Raw genomic sequence first — 16583 nt, 5'->3', positions numbered from 1 at the left:
ACTTTACAATGCTTTACATTTTTTAATCAAGTTTTATTACTTCAGTAAACCTGATATACGTTATTAGCTTTACTTATTTAAAGGTAAAACGAGGTTATACAATTCTCTATGAAGTTGCACTTAAATGAGGAGATGATGTAATCCCATCTACAAATTGATGCGATCGCTTCGACAGAAATAGAATCAAGAACCTGTTTGAGCTTGTGTCTTACTTAATTGATCCAAGTGTGTGCAATGTTCCCAAGACAATTAGCTAAAAAGTCAGCACACTCCGAATTGATTCACCTTTGTGCATTAATTCAAAAGCATCATTAATTTGCTCAATGGGCATTACATGGGTAATTAAATCATCAATGTTTATCTTACCTTCCATATACCAATCAACAATTTTTGGCACATCTGTACGTCCTCTAGCACCACCGAATGCTGAACCTTTCCAAACGCGCCCAGTTACTAATTGAAAAGGACGAGTACTGATTTCCTGTCCAGCACCAGCAACACCAATAATCACACTAACACCCCAACCTTTATGGCAGCATTCTAATGCTTGACGCATAATTTTGACATTACCGATACATTCAAAACTGTAATCAGCACCGCCTTTTGTTAAATCAACCAAATAGGGAACTAAATCTCCCTCTACTTCCTGGGGATTGACAAAGTGCGTCATGCCAAACTTTTCTGCTAAAGCGCGTTTGTTAGCATTAATATCCACCCCGACAATCATATTTGCCCCTACCATCCGCGCCGCTTGGATGACATTTAAACCAATACCACCCAAGCCAAAAACCACAACATTTGCTCCCGGTTCCACTTTGGCAGTATTTATGACTGCACCAACACCAGTAGTCACACCACAACCAATGTAACAAACCTTCTCAAATGGGGCATCTTCCCGAATTTTTGCTAGGGCGATTTCTGGAAGCACCGTATAGTTAGCAAAAGTTGATGTACCCATATAATGATGAATCATTTGTCCATCAATGCTAAAGCGACTAGTGCCATCGGGCATTACACCGCGTCCTTGAGTTAAGCGAATGGCTTGACAGAGATTTGTTTTTAAGCTCAAACAATATTCGCACTGACGGCATTCGGGAGTGTATAGGGGAATTACATGATCCCCTGGTTTGAGACTGGTGACACCACCGCCTACCTCCACTACTACACCAGCACCTTCATGCCCCAAAATTGCCGGAAACAAACCTTCAGGATCGTCACCAGATAGAGTAAAAGCGTCAGTATGACAAACTCCGGTAGCTTTCACCTCAACTAACACTTCGCCTGCTTTTGGCCCAGATAGTTGAACGGTTTCAATTGTCAATGGCTTACCTGCGCTGTAAGCTACTGCTGCTTTAACTTGCAACATCAGCCCTCCTGTATAGTTTTGTGATTGGGCATTGGGCATTGGTTATTCGCCTTATCTCCCTCATCCTCCCATGCTCTCTGGTTTTTCCCTAGTAGTCTGCCAAGGAAACGCAAGCATTGTGGTCAGCAGAGGAGCGGAGGGGCAGAGGGGCAGGGGGGAAAGACTTACTGCAATTGTTCTCCCCTGCTCCCTTGCTTACCTCCACGTAGCAATTTTGGGTTGGTACACTACTAGTACCCTTTAGCCACTGAGCGTATGATACACTTTTGTCTCACTTAATCCTATTTACTAAGGATGATCGTCCCTATAACGATAAATATTACTTTGTTAAAATATCATTCTCTAGCTAGATTGGTGAAAGGCGGCAACAGCTGTTTTGACAACGATGTAAACTGGATGTCAGCAGCAATCCCCAAATAATTTGTCCACCCTCAATTAATATATTTTGTCACAGCTTATGAACCCTGCCCTAACTCAAATTGGCGCTCAAATGTCCAACCTGACTGGCGTAAGAGCAATCATGAAGGATATTATCGAAACATTACGAGCGGGTGCAGGGCAGCAGTTTATTAATTTGAGTGCTGGTAATCCGTTGATTTTGCCAGAGGTAGAACAATTATGGCGGGATTCTACTGCACAGCTTTTAGCTAGCCCAGAATATGGTGAGGTAGTTTGTCGCTACGGCTCAAGTCAGGGCTATGCACCCTTAGTTGAAGCGATCGCTAACGACTTTAACAAACGCTACGGGTTAAACTTAGGCGAACGCAATATCCTCATTACCCCCGGTAGTCAAACCCTCTACTTCTACGCTGTGAATAGCTACGGTGGCTACACCCCTAGCGGCAAGTTAAAACAAATCGTTTTGCCTCTCAGCCCTGACTACACGGGTTACGGCGGTATCTGCTTAGTTCCAAAAGCTTTAATTGCTTACAAACCGACTCTTGATATTGATGAAGCCGCCCACAGATTTAAATATCGCCCCGACTTCAGCCAACTGTCGATTACAGAAGATACGGGTTGTGTCCTGTTCTCTCGCCCTTGTAATCCAACTGGTAATGTCCTCACTGATGATGAGGTGAAAAAGATTGCCGCCCTAGCTGCGCCTTACAATCTGCCCGTATTAATTGATTCCGCTTATGCGCCTCCTTTCCCGGCATTGAATTTTACCGAAATGACACCAGTGTTTGGCGATAATATCTTACACTGCATGAGTTTATCAAAAGCAGGATTACCGGGAGAAAGAGTTGGTATTGCCATTGGGGATGAAAAGTGGATTGAAGTGCTGGAGTGTTTTCAAGCAAATATTGGTCTTCATTCTTCACGTTATGGCCAAGCGATCGCAGCTCTTGCAATTAACTCTGGCGCTTTAGTGGAAATTTCTCACACTGTCATCCGTCCCTTTTACCAAAATAAATTTACTGTTTTAGAAACGAGCTTAGAACAAGCGATGCCCAAGAATTTGCCTTGGTTCCTCCATCGTGGTGAAGGAGCAATTTTTGCTTGGTTGTGGTTACAAGATTTACCCATCACTGACTGGGAATTTTACCAGCAACTCAAGCAAGTAGGTGTGATTATTGTCCCTGGAAGTACCTTCTTCCCCGGTTTAGAGGAAGAGTGGGCCCACAAACACCAATGCTTCCGCATCAGCCTTACAGGCACCGATGAAGAGATTGCCACTGCTATGCAACGTTTAGCAAAAGTGGCTGAGGAAGCTTATAAAGGTGCGGCGGTGACTGCCTAGTACCGCAAGACGGAATTGAAAATTAAAAACTAAAAATTAAAAATGAATACAGCGTACGCATTTCATTGATTTGGAATAGGTGGTTTATTTCCGCCGTGTTGTACTAGTAGTAAAAATGGAAATGAAACACGAAGAAGCTAATAAAGACATTGGAGGTAAAGGAGCAGAGAGGCAAAGGGGCAAGAGAGTAGGAGGAAATTCAAAAATTCAAAATGTCCAATCTCCAGCCCCTAATGCCCAGCCCGTAGTTCCGAGTACCCAATCACCAGTCCCCAATCTCGATAATTGGCTAGAAATTGGTACGATTGTTTCCCCTCAAGGGTTATCTGGAGAATTACGGGTTTATCCTGTATCTGACTTCCCCGAAAGATTTGAGGTGGCGGGGAAACGTTGGTTGTTGCGCTCAGGTGACACAGAACCGCAACCAATCGAATTATTAACAGGACGTTACATCAGTAATAAAAACTTGTATGTGATCAAATTAGCTGGCGTAGAAAATTGCGATCAGGCCGAGGTGTTGCGCGGTTGTAAGTTAATGGTTTCAGCAAGCGATCGCCCCCAACTAGGCGAAGATGAATATCATGTCCTCGATTTGATTGGCTTGGAAGTCTTCATGCAAACATCTGGCGAACTCGTGGGTACGGTGGTAGACATCATCCCGGCTGGCAATGATTTGTTAGAAGTAAAATTGCACCCATCTTTTGACACTGACAAACAAACAACAAATGACAAAAAACAAAAGACTGTTTTAATTCCATTTGTGGAAGCGATCGCACCAGTAGTAGACTTAAAATTCAATCGGATTGAAATTACGCCGCCGCCTGGGTTACTAGAAATTAATAATTAGGTCATTCCTTAAGCTACCCTAATTAATCTTAATTTAATCTCCGGTTTTTTCTTGGCAACTTGCATTTAAATGAAAATTTTGACATTCTGTAGCTTCTAGTAATTGCCTAACCGGATTATTAGACTGACAACTAATCAAAGTGACCTCCATTGCAGCCAGTGTAACAACAGTAACTAGTCCCAATAAAGTAGCTCTTTTTCTAAGTATTATTGTCCTGATTAAAGTATCTATCCTGGTGGCAGTACCAACAACCTGAATTGGTCTAAGTGCTTCCAAAGCAATAGCCGCATTAGCATAACGACGTTTCCGTTTCCGTTCTACCATTTTCATCAACCACGACCGAAAACGCGGACTAATTTGAGGAACTAATTGCTGAAAATTAAAGCGATAGTTTTCATCAATTAATTTTCCAATATCAACAGAACGGGTATTAGTAAGTAAGCAAATCAATGTTGCTCCTAAACTATATAAATCTGATGCCTCAGTTAGAGAATGACCAAACTGTTCTTCTGGTGGCATAAAACCTGGAGTTCCTGCTACAAAGCTACTCAGAGCTACTTTTGCACCCTGTATCCTAGCCAAACCAAAATCAACTAGATAAGCATTTAGTTGCTCATCAATTAAAATATTCTCTGGCTTAATATCACGATGAATAATTGGCGGAATTTGCTTTTGTAGATAAACCAAAATCTCTAAAAGTGACAAAGCAATTTGCTTTATTTCTTCTGGATTAAAGCTGTTCGTTAAGCTTAAAGGTGGGGCCTTTTTATATTCCTGAACTAGATAAAAAGCCCCTGGTATTTCAAAAGAATCTACATAGCGAGGGATGCGAGAATGATTGAGTTGCTGCAAAATCTCGATTTCGCGCTGATATGCTCTCACACCTGATAAATCAGCATCCGCACGAGCAAAACAAAATTCTTTAATCACTACTTGTTGCTTAGAATTAAGGACATTAGCTAAGTAAGTAATGCGTCCTCCTTCTTGGTTGCGTCCTAGTTCGCTAATCACTTGATAGCCTTGTTTGGAAAAATCTGGATGGTGATTTAAGGGAATTACCCCTTTATGTCCATTACGCACATCAAGCTCCATTGAATACCATACGAGTTTGATTCTGTTAAGGTGCAATTATAAAGATTAACGAATTTTAAATTTTGGATTTTGGATTAAAAGATGCAAAACTAAAAATTTTTGCTCGAGCAGCCCTGCATTTATAACCCACTGTAGTCTTCTCCGAAAGGAAAAGTTTGGTGTTAAGGTATCTCCCAAGTAGAGCAATTGGCGTGCTAATAATTAATCTAAAATCTAAAATTTAAAATCCAAAATTTGAGTCACCCAGATTGATAGCGCCATTTTTACCCGGCATAAGCCAAGGCGCATTGGCTGAAAGTGTCTTTGCATTTGCGTCTTGGCGGGAAATTCTTAACTATGCGCTAGCCAATCGACAATCTGAGCATTAACAATATCTGGAACTTCATCGTGGGGACAATGACCGGCATTGGGAATGGGAACAATTTTGATTTCTTTGCCATTCTCACGCGCCTTTTCGTAAATCTTTGCCCCAGTAATTGGTGTCCAAGGATCATCAGCACCCCAAATTACTAATAGAGGACGTTCTACTTTGGGCAAAAGTTCCTCTGGACTTGGGCCAGGAGGGGCGGTGAGAATGGAAGCGAAAACTTGTTGCGCTCCTGGGTCGCAAGAGGGAGTATAAAGTAAATCAACTAATTCATCAGTGACGGCTTCACGCTTTTTGTAAACTTGGTAGAGGGTGCGGCGAATTTGGGCTTTTTGACGGATGCGGTTATAGACAAATTTACCTGTAATTGGCGATCGCACAAACCGATTAAAAGCTGCCATCACCATCCGTAGTGGTGGGTTCAGTTCGTGGGGACGATGACTCAAGCCACCCGCAGAGTTAATTAAAATACCACCAGCAGCAATTTCTGGATGTTCTACCAGTACAATCAAGCTCAAAAGTGCGCCGATTGAGTTGCCAATAAATACAGCAGGTTCGTGTATGTGTGCTGTGCAGAAATCTTTTAGCAGTTCCACCCAAACTTCCACACTGTAATCAATGGGTGCTTTATCAGAACCACCAAAACCTAAAAGGTCTATAGCAAATACCTGGTAGCCAGCATTAGCTAAAACTGGGATATTTTTACGCCAGTGTCCAATGGAAGCACCGAAGCCGTGAACCAGTACCAGAGGGCGTCCTGTGCCCATGACAGTGTACTGGATTTTATAGCCCTGCCAAGTCCAAATGAATTTTTCAAAGGCGTCTTGAGTTGGAAGCTGTTGTGTAGTTACAGTCATTAATAAGATTCATAAAGTGTTTCTTCAAATATAGTAAGGTCTCTGACTTCATAACTCCCTAATCCGTACAGACGTGATTAATCGCGTCTCTAGCTTGCTCAACTGTAAAACTAATTTCCTGACCATAGGAAATTTCCAGTGTATGACCATCTGGGTCTCGCAGATAAGCCCAGTAACCGACCGGATGACCCCAGTCATTTGGCCCAGCTGACAGTATTCCCTCAGTGCGTGCTTCATTGCACAGGCGATCAATTTCCCCACGATTCTGATAAGCTACCCCAAGATGGGATTGTGGTAATAGTGCGCTTTCTACTTTAGGTACTTTAATGAGGACAATTACAAAAGGTCTAGTTAGGTCACTAATCCAAGCAACATCTGATTGAGTCGCTTGATCAATGCGATGATGCACGACTGTCATCTGGGCATACTTTGTATAAAATGAGATACTTGCATCAATATCACTGACTGCAAGTGCAATGTGAGTAAAACCAAGATCAGACATAAAAAAACTCCGTGGTAGACTTGACCGGACGAGTGTAGATGTTGGCTTCAGTGCTTACTAAGAAAGGTGACACCATTGATAATGAAGGTAGGCGTTATCTTCACAAAATTTATGTTTTTAACTTGGTTCGACAGTAACTCTTGGCTGCTGGAAATCGGCGGGAAACGAATACTAATTGACCCTTGGCTGGTTGGTTCGTTAATTTTCAGCAATTTGGATTGGCTGTTTAAAGGTTCGCGATCGCAAAATCGCCCAATACCAGATAACATTGATCTGATTCTGCTATCTCAAGGTTTAGAAGACCACGCTCATCCACCAACGCTTAAATTACTTGATCGCAACATCAAGGTTGTAGCTTCTCCCAATGCTGCCAAGGTTGTACAGCAGTTAGGTTACACCCAAGTAACAGTATTGACTCATGGTGAAACTTTCACTTTAAATAATCAAGTTGAAATTAAGGCTTTCCCTGGCTCTCCAATTGGCCCCACTCTGGTAGAAAATAGTTATCTCCTCAAAGAGTTGGAGAGTGGTTTAACTGTATACTACGAGCCTCATGGGTATCATTCCCCAGAACTTAAACAAGCTGCACCTATAGATGTAGTAATTACACCGTTTATTGACATGACATTGCCTTTGCTTGGGTCGATTATTAAGGGACAAAATAGCGCTTTAGAAGTAGTAAAATCGTTACAACCTCAAGTAATATTACCTACGGCGGCTGGTGGTGATGTGGCGTTTGAGGGATTGCTGATGAAATTGATTCAGACTAAAGGAAGTGCTGAAGAATTTCGTTCGTTACTTGAGAAAAACAATCTTTCAACGCGGATACTTGAGCCAAAACCAGGCGATCGCTTTGAACTACCATTAGAAAAACGAGCATTAGCAATTTAAATCTGAATATGAATTCACGTATCGACGCGCAGCAACTACTCCTCTACAGCGCCTCAAGGCAATTTGTAGGGTAGACGCAAAGATGCAAAGAATTCATCCTTCAATTCAGCAATGTTGATAATTGCTATACTCCCCAACTATCCCAATATTACTTAAGTGGGATATAAGGTAAAAAAATCTAAAAATCAACCGAAAATACCCTGAGGGGGCATTGCATTTTAATAATGGGAAAAGGTCTAATCAAAGATTGATTCTTGAATTTAGAAGGCTTGACTTTAATGAAGACCCTCCTTGGATTGCTATTTGTACTGAGCTTCATGGTAGGAGCTTGCAGTCCCTCTCAGGATAAAACGGTGTCTTCTAATCCCGAAGTAACTAGTACTCCGGTTCAAGCAGGAGAGCAAAAGACACAAAATAAGCTTTTAGTTGTAACGACAGTTGCTCCTTTAACGAATATTGTAAGTAACATTGCAGGCGATCGCTTAGAAGTCAAAGGCATTATTCCAGAGGGAACCGACTCTCATACCTTTGAGCCTCGTCCCAGCGATGCCGATATCCTATCCAAAGCTAATCTGATCGTTGCCAATGGGTTACATTTAGAATCCCCGACAGAAAAACTAGCTAAAGCTTCAATTCCCAAAGAAACTAAAATCTTTGAACTAGGCAGTAATACCATTACCCAAGACCAATGGCTTTTCGACTTCAGCTTTCCTAAAGAAAAGGGCGATCCCAATCCTCATCTGTGGGTCAATCCCAAATATGCTGAAGCTTACGCCAAACTAGCCGCCCAACAGTTAACCGCCTTAGATCCTGCTGACAAAGACTACTACGCGACTAATCTCAAAAATTATTTACAACGTCTGGATGCCCTAGACAAGGCAACACGAGAAATCGTAGCCAGTATTCCCGCTAAAAACCGCAAACTGTTGACCTACCATGATTCTTGGGCGTATTGGGCTAGAGAGTACGGTTTTCAAGTAATTGGTGCGATTCAACCTTCAGATTTCAAAGAACCATCCGCTCAAGATGTGGCAAAGCTAATTGACCAAATTCGGAAAGTAGGCGTTCCAGCCATTTTTGGTTCTGAGGTTTACCCTAGCAAGGTAGAAGAACAAATTGCCCGCGAAGCGAAGGTAAAAACAGCCAACACTGCCGATGATGAATTACCAGGTAAAGGTTCAGCTAATGCAATGGATAATACTAATCCTGAGCATACCTATATTGGCATGATGGCTAACAATATGCAGATTATCGCCTCTAATTTGGGAGGAAATCCTGATTTGGTGAAGAATTTAAACACTGGTAATGTTGTTGGGCCAACAGCAACCAAATAGGATCAATAGAATAAGTACATGCAACCAATACTCGAAGTTAGAAATTTAACCTGTGGTTATCAAACCCAGCCAGTGTTTACCGATCTCAATCTGACGCTTTATCCAGGTCAACTTACTGGTTTGGTGGGGCCTTCTGGTAGTGGTAAAAGCACTTTAATCAGAGCTATTTTAGGGCTGGTTCGTCCTTGGACTGGAGAGATTTGGTTTCGAGGAAGGCGTTTAAAGCCAGGAGTAGCACCGCCTTTGGTTGGCTATGTGCCCCAGGTGGAAACGGTGGATTGGACTTTTCCAGTTACGGCATTGGAAGTAGTGATGATGGGGCGTTACCAAAAGCAAAAGATGTTGCCTTGGTCTTCGCGGCGCGATCGCCAAGTTGCTAGGGAACTCCTAGAGCGCGTTGGGGTTGCCCATGTTGCCCATCAACCCATTGGTAATCTATCTGGTGGACAACAGCAAAGGGTTTTTATTGCCCGTGCTTTGGTAGGAGAGCCGGAAATTGTTCTTCTAGATGAACCTACTAGCAGTTCCGACTTGCACGTTCAACACGAACTATTGCACCTATTGGCTGATTTGAATCAACAGGGCTTGACAATTATTCTCTCTACCCATGACCTCAATTCGGTGGCGACTCATTTACCTTGGGTAGTGTGTTTCAACCACGGTTTAATTTGTCAAGGTCAACCTATTGATGTCTTCACTCCCGCAAATCTTGAGCAAACTTTTGGTGGAGAAATGGTAGTTTTCTACCAACAAGACCGAATTTTGATTGCTAGCGGTGGTACATCTCTACGCCATCAAATGCAAGATAACTTGCCCCAAATATTGCGCCCCTCCAACTCGTCGAAATCTGCTTAATTTAACTATATATGGATCTTTTACTAGCACCCTTTCGCTACGAATTTTTTAGCCGTGCGATTCTAGTAGGCATGATGGCGGGGCTATTATGCGGCATTATGGGAGTTTATATTACAACTCGCAGAATGAGTTACATAGCCCACGGTTTATCTCATGCGATTTTAGGGGGAGCCGTGTTGAGTTATGTACTGGGCTTGAATTTCTATATTGGCTCTGGAATTTGGGGTTTTGCAGCTGCTCTGTTGATTCAATATTTGACCGGACGGAAAATTTACTCGGATGCAGCTATTGGGATTGTGACAACTGCTAGCTTTGCTTTAGGAGTAGCTGTGATCAGTAGCTATCGCAAGTTTAGCCAAAACTTTGAAGCTGCTTTGTTTGGTAATGTGTTGGGGGTTTCCCCTAATGATTTGTGGGTGGTGACTGGTGTAACGATTGTCTTACTCAGTCTCGTTTTCTTGTTTTATCGCCCGTTGCTATTTTGGTGTTTTGACCGGGAAGTTGCTCAAGTTCATGGCGTACCCGTTTTTGCAATGGATACTTTATTTGCTTTGATGTTAGCAACTTTATTGGTGGCTACATTGAATGTATTGGGGGTGACTCTGATTATTTCAGCAGTGGTGATTCCGGCATCAGTTGCGCGATTAATCAGCGATCGCTTTGGTTATCTGATGATTATTTCCGGGATTTTAGGAACTGCGATTTCCTTTGTGGGTATCTATCTCAGCTACTACCTCGATATTGCTTCTGGAGCCAGTGTGGTGCTACTTTCAACCGCTATATTTGCCTGTGTCTTGCTCACCAAGAACCTGCAAGGACGGTATAAACGCCGTCTCCCTCTTTTTTCTACAAAGCATCTCCCTTAGAAAGATAGGACTTACGTAAGAGTTACGGAATAAATAACCACAGAGGCGCAGAGAAGCCAGTGCGCCCTTGCGGTTGCCCGACTTGTACCCTTACGGGGAAGCAAGCTACGCTCTTAGCGTTCCCGCTCTTTAGCAACTGGCGCGACACAGAGAAATAAGAGTTTGAGAGAGATTTTGCGTAAGTCTTAAAAGAGTTAGTCCAAATTTTTATTAATATAATATAAGCTACCAATCTGATAAAGTTCTCTGATGGGAAAGGGAATTGTAATCCGTGCTTGCTGATTGAGATTTTCTTTCCTTATGGACTTGCCAATTATTTACCACCCAGATTACGTTGCCCCACTACCTGAAGGACATCGTTTCCCGATGTCTAAATTCCGGCAACTCTACGAATTGCTGTTAGCTGATGGTGTAGCCAATCAAGAACAATTTCACAGCCCCAAACGTCCGCCGTTAGAGTTGATAGAATTAGTCCACACCCCAAACTACGTTAAAGCTTACTGTGAAGGAACCTTAGATCCCAAAGCACAGCGTCGCATTGGTTTGCCTTGGAGTCCAGCATTAGCAAATCGTACTTGTGTAGCTGTAGGTGGTACGATACTCACTGCGAAACTGGCACTAAGTCAGGGTTTAGCTTGTAATACGGCTGGTGGAACTCATCATGCTTTTCCTAGTTATGGATCTGGTTTTTGTATTTTCAACGATTTAGCGATCGCCTGTCGCGTTTTACAGAAATTCGGACTTGTCCAAAAAATCCTAATTGTAGATTTGGATGTGCATCAAGGAGACGGCACCGCTTTTATCTTTAAAGACGACGACAGCGTTTTTACTTTTTCTATGCACTGCGAAGTCAATTTTCCCGGTACTAAACAAAACAGCGATTTGGATGTTCCTTTGCCGGTGGGAATGGAAGATGATGCTTATTTACAAACTTTAGCGAATTATCTAGCAGATTTATTATCTAAAGTCAAGCCAGACCTAGTATTTTATGATGCAGGAGTTGACCCTCATATAGGCGATCGCTTGGGCAAATTAGCCTTAACAGATGCTGGGATTTTTCGCCGAGAAATGCAGGTTTTGAGTACCTGTATGAGTAGTGGTTATCCAGTCGCCTGCGTCATTGGTGGTGGTTATGCTGATGATATGAAATCTTTAGTTTGGCGGCATTCTCTGTTGCATCGTGCCGCTAGCGAAGTTTACCGTCAGTACAAATTATAGTCATATCAGTTTTTAAAGGCAGAGGAACGTAAAGTAAACGCAAAGGTACGCAGAGTATTGCCAAATTTAATTAGTAGCAAATGGGATTAAAATAAACTTTGCGCTCCTCTGCGCTTCCCTCTATGCCCTTTTGCGTTTAAATTTCAACCTTCAATAGTTAACTGGATGAACAACGGTAAACTCAGATTATACGAACTAGCAAAAGAATTGAATTTGGATAGCAAAAAGCTATTATTAATTTGCGAAAAGCTCAAAATTTTAGTTAAAAGCCATACCAGTTCAATCTCAGAATCCGATGCAGAACGTATTCGTGCAGTAGCAAATAAACTAACAGCAAAATCCTCAAAAGCTAAAACAAACTCTGAGGATTGGGGCTATATGTTTATAGCTTCAGCAATTGATAGTTTCGTCCGCCATCTTGAAGGTGAAGCTGTTTTAAAAACATATCCTGAATTTAGGGAACGGCGCGATCGCGCCAATCAGTTAATGTTGGAATGTGTCGGTAAAAAACCTTCTCTATTTTATGTGCGTCGCAAAGGCGCAGGGAAAGAAGCAAGAGAAGAAATTTGGGATTTGACAATAGCAACAGACTCCGATGATTTTCCATTACCTGCAAGACTTGAGAAGCTAAGAAAAACATTAGGATTTAGAGCAGCTGTACCAAAAGATGGACGCGACGGGATAAAAATACTTTCGGCTCAGTTGTTACAACCCTCACGGGGACACGCTGATAGCTATGCTATACCTTGTCGCTTGCGTTTGCTACCTAATCATCAGCATCATCTCGACATTCCACCCGCAACATTAAAACGCATCGCAGCCGCGCCAGTTTGTGGCGAAAATGTGCCTACAGAAGATCAGCTTAAAGCTTGGAAAGCATTTTTGCAGATTGAGGAAAAAATCGCTAAAGCACGTCAGTTTTGTGTGCGTTACGTAAGTCATAACTATAATTTCAAAAGACGAATCAGTTTTGAAATAGATGTAGCTTCAGCCACTCTTGATGGTTTTTATCAAAATTCCCTCGATGTAGAAAACTTTTGGGAGCGAGCAAGACACACAAAAAACGAAGATTTAAAGCTTTTTGAAACTGCTCCCGTCGGCAAAAATTGGATTAGTGGTCGTCAATTAGGCACTGTTGAAGAAGTTGATCCCAACCGTTGTATTATTAGCCTTAGATTAGAACGTGACTTAGCTGAATTCATGGCAACAGAGCGTTATAAGTTGCCAGATACAGGATTTTTGTGTTTTGAAGCAGTTGGTGATATTCAGCAGATTCAGCGCAAGAAAAAAGCTTTAGATGATTTGAATAATGGTTACACCCAAAATCCATATTTGGGTAACTTTTTATTCGATGCTTCTCAGGCTAGAAAAATCAAAACAACTGTTGAACTTCAACCACATGATTTGTTACTATCTTCTGCAAATCCTGGTCAGAAATCAGCAGTAGAAAAGGTACTTGCCGCTAAGGATCTTGTTCTTATTCAAGGGCCACCAGGTACTGGTAAAACTACCGTAATTGCCGAGATTTGCTATCAAATTGCACTTCGCGGTGGACGTACCTTAATTGCATCTCAAGCCAATTTAGCAGTAGATAACGCCCTAAGTCGATTAGTTCACAACCCTGTGATTCGTGCTGTACGAAAAGGTAGAGCCGAGAAAGTTGGGGAGGAAGGACAGCCATTTTTAGAAGACCAAGTAATTGGCAGATGGCTAGAAAATACAGCTTCTGATTGTGAAAATAATCTTACTCAACGGCTCGAAAATATTCAGATTTTCAGTCAATTACTCGCATCATCACAAAGATTTACAGCCTACTTTCAAGCAGAGGAAGAATTCAATCAGCAACAAATTAAATTCAATAAAAATAAGTTAAAATTAGAGATTGACTTCAAAAATCAAGAGAAATATTACAAAGAAACTTTAGAACAACAGAACGAAGTTGAATCTCTAATTGTAGGACTAGAAAATATACTAAATACTGCACCAAATATAAACTGGGAAGCTCCAGAAGTTACAGAGTTTTTGCCGCTTCTTAAGCCATACACAGAAGGTAATAGCTTAGTAGAAGAATTTTTAGCAAATGTTCGTCAAACTATTAAATATACTGATGAACTTGGGTTTGTACGTCCGGCGCTTGGTGCTTTTGGTTTAGCGGTTTGGTTGCGTGAAACTGTAGCAAGAGAAATTTCTGGATTTAAAACTGCTTTGACTTCTGCTAAAAATGCAAGTAAAGCTATATCAGAAGTTGCAGCATCAGTAGAGATTGTCCAACAAAATTTTGCCTCATTAACTCAGTTACAACCAGATTATCATAAATATATTGCCAAACTGCAAAACATCCAGCAAACAATCCAGATATGGGAAAACCGCAAACGCGAAATAGATTATATTATCTCAGCAGTTAAAGAATGGAAATCTACAGCACCTTCTTTTCTCTATCAAACTTTAAAAGAATGTCATCAATCAGGTTTACCACTAACAGAGAATTTAGTAGACTTGCCGCTAGGTTTGTTGATGTTTGCTAATACATTAAAGTTACCAATAGTACCAAGAATTTACAAAATTAACCTGCCAGAATGGGAATTATTGACAAAAGCGATCGCTTATGAAATAGACGGTAATTTTACTGATCGGCAGGGTAAACAGCATAATTTTAGTTATTTTTTACAACAAAATTTTAGTCAGATTCCAATGGTGCTATCAAAGAGCGATCGCACCCAATGGGAGCAAACTTATCAGCAGTTTAATAATTATCAGCTACTCAACCCAAAACAGCGAAAATTACTAGTTGAAAATACTCAAGTTTTCTTAATTAGAATACAACGGATTTATGGCGCATCATGGGAATGGAATAATATCGACTTTACTCTCACCCGAATTACACAAGAATTGCTAGATACAATCCTTGCAAATGCACGTCAATGTGTTTTAAAAGTAAAAACAGAAACCGATCAACAGCTTCAGCATCTGCAACGCCAATTAAATGAACTTCAAAAAAATGAAGTTAGCCAACAGCAAATATCCATTACTCAAGCTGAAGCCGAAAAAGCACAGCAAGATGCTCATTTGCAGCTTGAAAGAGTTATAAATATTTTGCAAGAACTTAATCAACAAAATATTACTGCTCAATTACGCATTCTAACTGAACAATATCTCGCAACACAATCAAAGATTTGGCAGCAGCCGCAAGAATTTTCAAATCAAGTTCATTTTTGGGAAACTTGTATCATTCACCTTGAAACCTTAATTTCATTATTAGAACCCTTTGCTGTGTTGGAGATGATTAAAAATTCTCTGCATGAGAATTCATCAAAGGTACAACAAGAAACTGAAACTTCCCTACAGCAGCTTCAAAAATTACAAATTAGCCTACACGAAATAGAACAAAAATCACAACCGCAGCCATCAGGAAGCTTAATAGAAGAAAGAAGCTGGTGGTTGACAGAGTGGCAAACAATACCGGATAAATTTAAACCAGAAAAGTTTATTAATGACTTGTTTAATATAGAGTTATTACGCAGTATAAATATCAGCTTTGAATCTTGGCAACAGCAACTACAAAAAGATGAAGCTTATCTCAAGAAATATCAGAATTTTGTCCAAGATTGGATAGAAAAATTAAGACAGCCAAATGAACGCGACCGTGACGATTTAAGGCGAATATATTTAGATAATGCTAACGTCGTCGGTATCACCTGCGTTCAAGCTGCAAATAAAGGTTTTTCGGAAGAATTCAAATCTTTTGATGTCGTCATCATTGATGAGGTTAGTAAGTGTACTCCACCAGAGTTACTAATCCCAGCATTGAAAGGCAAAAAGTTAGTAATGGTAGGCGATCATCGGCAATTACCACCCATGCTTGATACTAGCACTGTAGAAGAAGTTGCTCAAACAATGGGTAATACAAGAGATGAATTACAATTTTTAGAAGAATCACTATTTAAAAGCCAGTTTGAATCTGCTGATGAAAGCATCAAACAAATGCTAACGACACAATATCGAATGCATCCATTTATTATGGGAGCAATCAATCAGTTTTATGATGGTAAGCTAGAATCTGGTATTTTGGAGCCTGATACAAAACGCGCACATCATCTAGCAGGCGAAATCATCCAAGAATCTCAGCATCTTATTTGGGTAAAAACGCCTATAGAAAATCAGTTTTTAGAACAAAGAAATGGAACTTCTTACTTTAATACTCAAGAAATTGATGCAATTGAACGTCTGTGTCAGCAGTTCGAGACAACTTGGGCTTCTAAAGTTGCTAATGGTGAACCGAAAAAAGAAATTGCTGTAATTACATTTTATGGCGCTCAATTAAGAAAGATTGATGAACGTCTACAATCTGAACTTTTTCCTTCATTAGAAATTCGTACTGGTACAGTAGATAGATTTCAAGGTATGGAAAGACCTGTTGTAATTGTTAGTATGGTTCGCAACAATAGTAAAGGAGATGTAGGATTTGCTAAGAAGCCAGAACGGGTAAATGTTGCATTTTCTCGCGCTCAAGAACTACTGATAATTGTGGGTTGTCATAATTTGTTTACCCATCAATCAGGTAAAGTCGGAAGTATGTATTCTGAAGTTTCAAATATTGTAAGTCTTCATGGAGGTTTCGTTGATGTTTCTCGAATCATTTAAAAAGTG

Annotated in this window: 12 protein-coding genes; 8 read left to right on the top strand and 4 right to left on the bottom strand. The window is 40.9% G+C overall.

Annotation, left to right across the window (positions count from 1 at the left end):
- Nucleotides 1–253: 253 nt before the first annotated feature.
- The gene (locus RMZ43_RS04955) at nucleotides 254–1363 is read right to left on the bottom strand and encodes an S-(hydroxymethyl)glutathione dehydrogenase/class III alcohol dehydrogenase (protein WP_322654737.1); all 1110 of its coding nucleotides are present in this window, start codon (nucleotides 1361–1363) and stop codon (nucleotides 254–256) included.
- A 460-nt stretch (nucleotides 1364–1823) separates the two neighbouring features.
- Here RMZ43_RS04955 and RMZ43_RS04950 point away from each other — a divergent pair, with 460 nt between their 5' ends.
- On the top strand, nucleotides 1824–3107 hold the full coding sequence (locus RMZ43_RS04950; protein WP_322654464.1) for a valine--pyruvate transaminase: 1284 nt from the start codon (nucleotides 1824–1826) through the stop codon (nucleotides 3105–3107).
- A gap of 121 nt (nucleotides 3108–3228) precedes the next feature.
- Nucleotides 3229–3954 carry a ribosome maturation factor RimM gene (rimM, locus tag RMZ43_RS04945; protein WP_322654465.1) on the top strand — a complete coding sequence of 242 codons (726 nt, stop codon included), beginning with the start codon at nucleotides 3229–3231 and terminating at the stop codon, nucleotides 3952–3954.
- Nucleotides 3955–3987: 33 nt separating this feature from the next.
- On the opposite strand, the gene RMZ43_RS04940 is transcribed toward rimM, so the two are convergent.
- The 3 genes from RMZ43_RS04940 to RMZ43_RS04930 form a co-directional block, all read right to left on the bottom strand.
- Complete coding sequence (locus RMZ43_RS04940; RefSeq protein ID WP_322654466.1) at nucleotides 3988–5046, bottom strand: serine/threonine protein kinase; 1059 nt, start codon at nucleotides 5044–5046, stop codon at nucleotides 3988–3990.
- A gap of 330 nt (nucleotides 5047–5376) precedes the next feature.
- The gene (locus tag RMZ43_RS04935; protein WP_322654467.1) at nucleotides 5377–6270 is read right to left on the bottom strand and encodes an alpha/beta fold hydrolase; all 894 of its coding nucleotides are present in this window, start codon (nucleotides 6268–6270) and stop codon (nucleotides 5377–5379) included.
- A 58-nt stretch (nucleotides 6271–6328) separates the two neighbouring features.
- Entirely contained in the window at nucleotides 6329–6772 is a 444-nt protein-coding gene (locus RMZ43_RS04930) for a VOC family protein (RefSeq protein WP_322654468.1), read from the bottom strand.
- Nucleotides 6773–6883: 111 nt separating this feature from the next.
- Between RMZ43_RS04930 and RMZ43_RS04925 the strand changes: the two genes are divergently transcribed.
- From RMZ43_RS04925 to RMZ43_RS04900, 6 genes are all read left to right on the top strand, one after another.
- The gene (locus RMZ43_RS04925; RefSeq protein WP_322654469.1) at nucleotides 6884–7663 is read left to right on the top strand and encodes an MBL fold metallo-hydrolase; all 780 of its coding nucleotides are present in this window, start codon (nucleotides 6884–6886) and stop codon (nucleotides 7661–7663) included.
- 278 nt (nucleotides 7664–7941) lie between these two features.
- Entirely contained in the window at nucleotides 7942–8997 is a 1056-nt protein-coding gene (locus RMZ43_RS04920; RefSeq protein WP_322654470.1) for a metal ABC transporter substrate-binding protein, read from the top strand.
- 18 nt (nucleotides 8998–9015) lie between these two features.
- Nucleotides 9016–9852, top strand: coding sequence for a metal ABC transporter ATP-binding protein (locus tag RMZ43_RS04915; RefSeq protein WP_322651260.1), 837 nt, complete (start codon nucleotides 9016–9018; stop codon nucleotides 9850–9852).
- An 11-nt stretch (nucleotides 9853–9863) separates the two neighbouring features.
- Complete coding sequence (locus RMZ43_RS04910; RefSeq protein ID WP_322654471.1) at nucleotides 9864–10718, top strand: metal ABC transporter permease; 855 nt, start codon at nucleotides 9864–9866, stop codon at nucleotides 10716–10718.
- Nucleotides 10719–11018: 300 nt separating this feature from the next.
- Entirely contained in the window at nucleotides 11019–11936 is a 918-nt protein-coding gene (locus tag RMZ43_RS04905; RefSeq protein ID WP_322651262.1) for a histone deacetylase family protein, read from the top strand.
- A gap of 165 nt (nucleotides 11937–12101) precedes the next feature.
- Nucleotides 12102–16577: a translation initiation factor IF-2 N-terminal domain-containing protein gene (locus RMZ43_RS04900; protein ID WP_322654472.1), complete on the top strand. Its 4476-nt coding sequence runs from the start codon at nucleotides 12102–12104 to the stop codon at nucleotides 16575–16577.
- Nucleotides 16578–16583: the final 6 nt, after the last annotated feature.

The sequence above is a fragment of the Nostoc sp. CmiVER01 genome, from assembly GCF_034531135.2.
In the GTDB taxonomy this organism is placed as follows: domain Bacteria; phylum Cyanobacteriota; class Cyanobacteriia; order Cyanobacteriales; family Nostocaceae; genus Nostoc.
The sequence above is the reverse complement of the archived record's forward strand: the minus strand, read 5'-3'. Positions and strand labels throughout refer to the sequence as shown.

Coding starts and splice junctions, on each gene's coding strand:
- RMZ43_RS04950 (WP_322654464.1), top strand. CDS start 1,824: ATGAACCCTGCCCTAACTCAAATTGGCGCTCAAATGTCCAACCTGACT.
- rimM (WP_322654465.1), top strand. CDS start 3,229: ATGAAACACGAAGAAGCTAATAAAGACATTGGAGGTAAAGGAGCAGAG.
- RMZ43_RS04940 (WP_322654466.1), bottom strand. CDS start 5,046: ATGGAGCTTGATGTGCGTAATGGACATAAAGGGGTAATTCCCTTAAAT.
- RMZ43_RS04935 (WP_322654467.1), bottom strand. CDS start 6,270: ATGACTGTAACTACACAACAGCTTCCAACTCAAGACGCCTTTGAAAAA.
- RMZ43_RS04930 (WP_322654468.1), bottom strand. CDS start 6,772: ATGTCTGATCTTGGTTTTACTCACATTGCACTTGCAGTCAGTGATATT.
- RMZ43_RS04925 (WP_322654469.1), top strand. CDS start 6,884: ATGTTTTTAACTTGGTTCGACAGTAACTCTTGGCTGCTGGAAATCGGC.
- RMZ43_RS04920 (WP_322654470.1), top strand. CDS start 7,942: ATGAAGACCCTCCTTGGATTGCTATTTGTACTGAGCTTCATGGTAGGA.
- RMZ43_RS04915 (WP_322651260.1), top strand. CDS start 9,016: ATGCAACCAATACTCGAAGTTAGAAATTTAACCTGTGGTTATCAAACC.
- RMZ43_RS04910 (WP_322654471.1), top strand. CDS start 9,864: ATGGATCTTTTACTAGCACCCTTTCGCTACGAATTTTTTAGCCGTGCG.
- RMZ43_RS04905 (WP_322651262.1), top strand. CDS start 11,019: ATGGACTTGCCAATTATTTACCACCCAGATTACGTTGCCCCACTACCT.
- RMZ43_RS04900 (WP_322654472.1), top strand. CDS start 12,102: ATGAACAACGGTAAACTCAGATTATACGAACTAGCAAAAGAATTGAAT.